The organism is Streptomyces capoamus, assembly GCF_014654935.1.
Lineage (GTDB): Bacteria > Actinomycetota > Actinomycetes > Streptomycetales > Streptomycetaceae > Streptomyces > Streptomyces capoamus.
In genome coordinates this window covers 9628-15141 of sequence record NZ_BNBF01000032.1, presented here as the reverse complement: position 1 = coordinate 15141, position 5514 = coordinate 9628, and the positions used below count along the sequence as shown (strand labels likewise).

6 protein-coding genes are annotated in these 5514 nt (G+C 73.2%); 5 read left to right on the top strand and 1 reads right to left on the bottom strand.

Going from position 1 to position 5514, the window contains the following annotated elements:
* Positions 1–275: 275 nt before the first annotated feature.
* The gene (locus IE312_RS33750; protein WP_189986039.1) at positions 276–818 is read right to left on the bottom strand and encodes a CGNR zinc finger domain-containing protein; all 543 of its coding nucleotides are present in this window, start codon (positions 816–818) and stop codon (positions 276–278) included.
* Positions 819–941: 123 nt separating this feature from the next.
* On the opposite strand from IE312_RS33750, the gene IE312_RS33745 reads away from it, so the two are divergent.
* The 5 genes from IE312_RS33745 to IE312_RS43040 form a co-directional block, all read left to right on the top strand.
* Positions 942–1388 carry a VOC family protein gene (locus tag IE312_RS33745; RefSeq protein WP_189986038.1) on the top strand — a complete coding sequence of 149 codons (447 nt, stop codon included), beginning with the start codon at positions 942–944 and terminating at the stop codon, positions 1386–1388.
* A 2-nt stretch (positions 1389–1390) separates the two neighbouring features.
* On the top strand, positions 1391–2215 hold the full coding sequence (locus IE312_RS33740; protein WP_189986037.1) for a pyridoxamine 5'-phosphate oxidase family protein: 825 nt from the start codon (positions 1391–1393) through the stop codon (positions 2213–2215).
* 60 nt (positions 2216–2275) lie between these two features.
* Positions 2276–2740: an NUDIX hydrolase gene (locus tag IE312_RS33735; RefSeq protein WP_189986080.1), complete on the top strand. Its 465-nt coding sequence runs from the start codon at positions 2276–2278 to the stop codon at positions 2738–2740.
* A 200-nt stretch (positions 2741–2940) separates the two neighbouring features.
* Positions 2941–4689 carry a TIGR03767 family metallophosphoesterase gene (locus tag IE312_RS33730; RefSeq protein WP_189986036.1) on the top strand — a complete coding sequence of 583 codons (1749 nt, stop codon included), beginning with the start codon at positions 2941–2943 and terminating at the stop codon, positions 4687–4689.
* A gap of 94 nt (positions 4690–4783) precedes the next feature.
* The coding region (locus tag IE312_RS43040) for a serine hydrolase domain-containing protein (protein WP_229900750.1) at positions 4784–5514 on the top strand (731 nt) is incomplete at its 3' end.

The following is a 5514-nucleotide window of genomic DNA, read 5'->3' as shown; positions in this document are numbered from 1 at the left end:
GGCGAGGGCCAGGGGTATCGGCCCGGCCGCGGAGAGCGCGGCCACCACGCCCACGGCCACGGCTATGCGGGCCAGGCGTCTCGGGCCGGATATGGGATCACGCTCGGGCGTGTGGGTCATCGGCATCCCTCAGGTCAAGGAACGAGCGGACGAGAGCGCTCAGCCTGACCGAAGGGTCCTTATTTTGGTGACCGTTGACCGAATCGAGATCTGAGTATGGGGAAAACCCGCGATGGGGTTCGCGCGGACAAGGGGGTGTTCGTCCTGGTTTCCGCTCAGTTCTCCTTCGAACGCGCGTAATGCCGGGACGCCTTGGCCCGGTTGCCGCACGCCGCCATCGAGCACCAGCGGCGGGTGCCGTTCCGGGAGGTGTCGAAGAAGTACAGGATGCAGTGGCCCCCGGCGCAGCTGCGGATCCGCTCCGGGGCCGCGGTGAGCAGCTCCAGGTAGTTCCGGGCGGCTAGCCAGGCCGGGCCCCAGGCGGGGTCGGCGAACTCGGCCTCCTCGGCCGGCCCGTCGGCGGTGAGCCGGGCCCGGATCCGGCCGTGCTCCAGTACGGCGTCCACGAGCGGCGCCGCCTCCCGCGGCGATCCGTCCACCGCGGCCTTGATCGCGTCCCGGGCGGTGCGCAGGCGGCGCAGCACCCCGGCGTCGGCCGGGTACGTCCCGGCGAGCCCGTTGCCCGTGAGCCACACCGCCAGCCCGTCGGTGTCCGCGAGCAGGTCCTGGGTGGCGCCCTCCCGGTTCCACCGGGTGTTGAGCAGGTCGAGCGCGAGCGGCTCGCCGGTGAGCGGGCGGGGATCGCGGGCGGTGGACATCGGGTCCTCCTTCTCGGCTAACCACTCAAGCGTACGTGACCGGTTGACTCGCTCGGAACTAACCGTCTAACGTCAGTGACAACGGTTAGACATGCCCAGCCAGGGCACGCCGAAGGGACAGCCATGACCTTGCGCACCGGCCACACCGGCCTGAACGTCACCGATCTCGACCGCTCGCTCGCCTTCTACCGGGACGTCCTCGGCTTCACCCTGCTCGCCGAGGGCAAGGAGGACGACCGGCGCTACGCGTTCCTCGGCACCGGCGGCGACCAGCCCGTCCTCACCCTCTGGCAGCAGGCGCACGGGCCGTACGACCGCGGCCGGGCCGGACTGCACCACCTGGCCTTCACCGCCGAGTCCGTCGACCGGGTCCGGGAGTACGAGACGGCACTGCGGGCCGCCGGGGCGCAGTTCGCCCATGAGGGCGTGGTCGCCCACCGGGAGGGCTCGGCCTCCGGCGGCATCTTCTTCCACGACCCGGACGGCACCCGCCTGGAGATCTCCGTCCCGCACGGCGCCGAAACCGCCACCGCCCCGCACGCCACCGCCCCGACCTGCGGTTTCTTCTAGTCATGGCCGTGTACCACGCGGGGGCGCGGGCCGTGCAGGACCGGGCCGGTGTCCGCGACCGCGCCGACCACGTGGGCCGCTCGCTCGGGCGGACCGTCCCACCGGTCGCGGCGGCCTTCCTGGAGCGGCAGCCCCTGCTGATCGTGGGCGCGGCGGACCCGGGCACGGGGAGGGTGTGGGCGCACGCCCTCGCCGGCACGCCCGGCTTCGTGCGGGCGACCGGGGCCCGGCGGGTGTCGGTGACCGCGGCCCACCCCTTCCGCGGGGCGCCCGCCGTCGGCACCCTCGCCCTGGACCCCCGGACCCGCCGCCGCATGCGCCTCAACGGCCGCCTCACGCCGACGGCGACCGGCTTCACCGTCGACGCGGAGCAGGTCTTCTCCAACTGTCCCAAGTACATCCGCCGAAGGGAGTCGTACCGGACGGTCTCCCGCGCCCCCGGCGCCCCGCGCCACCTCACCGCACTCGGAACCGGGGAGGCGGACTTCATCAGGGCCGCCGACACCTTCTTCCTCGCCACCGTGCACGGCACCGGCGCCGACGCCAGCCACCGCGGCGGCGACCCCGGCTTCGTCCGGGTGACCTCACCCAACGAGCTGACCTGGCCGGACTACTCCGGCAACGCCATGTTCCTCAGCCTGGGCAACCTGCACGCCGACCCCCGCGCCGGCCTGCTCTTCCTGGACTGGGAGACGGGCGACACCCTGCAGCTCACCGGCGAGGCCCGCACCGAGTTCGGCCCGGACGGCAGCCGGGCGGTCCGCTTCACCCTCACCGAGGCCCGGTGGACCCCGTCCGCCCTGCCCCTGTGCTGGTCGGCACCGTGATATTCGCCCGCCGCCCCGGACCGGGCGCGTTAACGTCCGGTCATGCGACGGAACTTGAGGGTGGCGGCCTACGCCGTGTGCGTCCGCGACGGACAACTCCTGCTCGCCCGCTCGCCCGCGGCCGACGGCACGCCCGAATGGGTGCTGCCCGGCGGCGGCATGGAGCACGGCGAGGACCCGTACGACACCGTCCGGCGCGAGGTCGCCGAGGAGACCGGTTACCAGGTCCGGGTGACCGGTCTGCTCGGCATCGACTCCTCCCGGCACGTCTTCCCCAGCGGGCGCCCACGGCGCCGCACCGACCACCACGGGGTGCGGATCCTGTACGAGGCCGAGATCACCGGCGGTGAACTCCGCTACGAGATCGGCGGCTCCACCGACCTGGCCGCCTGGCACGACCTGGCCGCCGTACCCGGACTGACCCGCATCCGGCTGGTCGACACCGCGCTGCGGCTGTGGCGCGAACGCCCGCCGCACGGACGCCTCGACGGCCACCCCCTACCCCGGCAGGTGAACGAGGAGTGACCGTCCCCGGGCCGGGCGCGTTCCACTCCGTGACCGCGCCCGGTACCCCGTGATCCACGTCCGGTGATCTGCGCCGCGCGTTGCCGCCGCGTTCACGCACCGGCCATCCCCGCTGCCAACGATCCACAGTGAGCGGGACGTTCGCGTCCGCGACGGCCCGCGACCACTGCCGACGCGTTCGCACTCGGGGAGATCGCGCCATGTCGCGCACACGCTCTGTCACCGCCTCCGCCACGGGGGTCAACCGCCGTACCGTCCTCGCCGCCGCCGGAGCCGTCTCGCTCTGCGCGGGCGCCGGCTACGCCCTGCGCCCCACCGACAGCCAGGCCGCCACCACCGCCGGGGCACCGGTCGCCCGGTCCCGGCAGGCCACCGCGGCCCCGCTCGCCCCCTACACCAAGGGCACCACCCTCGCCTCCGTCGCCGCCCCGCGGAACGGCTCCGGCTACCGCCGCCTCGGCGACGGCCCCGGCTGGCAGCGGGTCGTACGCGACGAGCTGGCCGCCCCCAAGTCCGGCCGGGCGGCCCGCCGTACTGCCCTCGCCGCGTTCGTGCAGTTCACCGACCTGCACCTGATGGACGTCCAGCACCCGCTGCGCCTGGAGTACCTGCGCTCCCACGACGTGCACGCCTGGCGTCCGCACGAGGCGCTGACCGTGCCCGGCGCGATCTCCCTCGTGGAGCGGGTCAACGCGCTGCGCGGCGCGCCCGCCACCGGTGCCCCGCTGCACTTCGTCATGACGACCGGCGACAACACCGACAACAACGCCCGCTCCGAACTGGAGTGGTTCATGAAGGTGATGAGCGGCGGCCGGATCACCCCGGACTCCGGTGCGACGGGGCACTACGAGGGCGTGCAGAACAGCGGGCTGAAGCTGTACTGGCAGCCCGGCTCCGCCACCCGCGACCACGACAAGGCGCTCGGCTTCCCCCACCTGGAGGAGTTTCTGGCCGCCGCGATCCGCGAGGTGCGCAGCCCCGGACTCGCCCTGCCCTGGTACTCCACCGTCGGCAACCACGACGCCCTCCCGCTCGGCTGCTACGGCTCCCACGCCGACCCCTACCTCGCCGAGGCGGCCGTCGGCGGGAAGAAGCTGATGGACGTCTCCGCCGCCGACGCCAAGAAGCTCCAGGACGCCATCAAGAACGCCAAGGATCCCCAGGGCGCCGGTTACCGCGACTTCCTGAAGGCCCACGCCCGCTCGATGCGTTCGGTCACGCCGGACGACAGGCGCGCCCCGTACACCCAGGCCGACTACCTCAAGGCCCACCTCGATCCCGCGTACCAGGGGCACGGCCCGGCCGGACACGGTTACTCCTCGGCGAACCTGGACGCGGGCACCCAGTACTACGCCTTCCGCATCTCCGACGACGTCATCGGCATCAGCCTGGACACCACCGACGCCGGCGGCCACTACGAGGGCTCCCTCGGCACCGCCCAGCTGAAGTGGCTCGACCGGACGCTGAAGGACAACAAGGACTCCTACGCCGTCGTCTTCAGCCACCACACCAGCAAGACGATGACCAACACCCGGCCCGACCCGGCCCGCCCGGGGGAGAAGCGGCACGGCGGTGCGGAGGTCGTCTCCGTGCTGTCCGCCCACGCCAACGTGCTGGCCTGGGTGAACGGCCACATCCACAAGAACGTCGTCACCCCGCACCGGGCCCCGGGCGGACGCTCCTTCTGGGAGATCTCCACCGCCTCCCACGTCGACCACCCGCAGCTCGCCCGGATCATCGAGCTGGCCGACAACAAGGACGGCACCGTCTCCCTGTTCACCACCCTGATCGAGTCCGCGGCCCCGCACCGCACCGACTACGCCGACCTCTCCCAGACCGGCCTGGCCGCCCTGTACCGCGAGCTGTCCTACAACGCCCCCGGCGCGAGCACCACCCTCGCCGGCACCGCGTCGGACCGGAACACCGAGCTGGTGCTGAAGAAGGGCTGAAAGTCACTCAACCGGCCCACACACGGGCAACCCTGTGCACACCACCCCGGGTCCCTCCCCCCGACCGCACCGCACACCACAGGTTGGGGACGACATGCGCGTACGCACGGCTCTGGCGGCCACCGCCGCCCTGCTCCTCTCGGCGGCCCTCGCGGGCCCGGCCGTCGCGGCCGGACCCGCGTCCTCCGCGTCCTCCGGGCACACCGCGACCCGCGAGGCCCTCGAAGCGGCCGTCACGGCCGGCGCGCCCGGCGCCACCGTCACCGTGCGGGACGGCCACGGCACCTGGTCCGCCGCGGCCGGCGTGGGCGACACCCGCACGGGCAGGCCGCGCTCGGCCGCCGACCACTACCGGATCGCCAGCATCACCAAGACCTTCGTCGCCACCGTGCTGCTCCAGCTGGAGGCGGAGGGCCGGCTCTCCCTGGACGACACGGTGGAGCGGTGGCTGCCGGGCGTGGTGCGCGGCCACGGCCACGACGGCCGCAAGATCACGCTGCGGCAACTGCTGAACCACACCAGCGGCATCCACGACTACCTGCAGGACCCGGAGTTCGCCCGCGACTACTTCACCGCGGCCGGCTTCTCCCGGCACCGCTACGACACCCTCACCCCGCGGCACCTGGTCGGCCTCGCGCTGCGGCACGCGCCGGACTTCGCGCCGGGCACCTCCTGGCGGTACTCCAACACCAACTACGTGCTGGCCGGCATGGTGATCGAGGAGGTGACGGGCCGCCCGTACGGCACCGAGATCACCCGCCGGATCATCGCCCCGCTCCACCTGCGGGCCACCTCCGTGCCCGGTACCCGCACCACCCTGCCGCG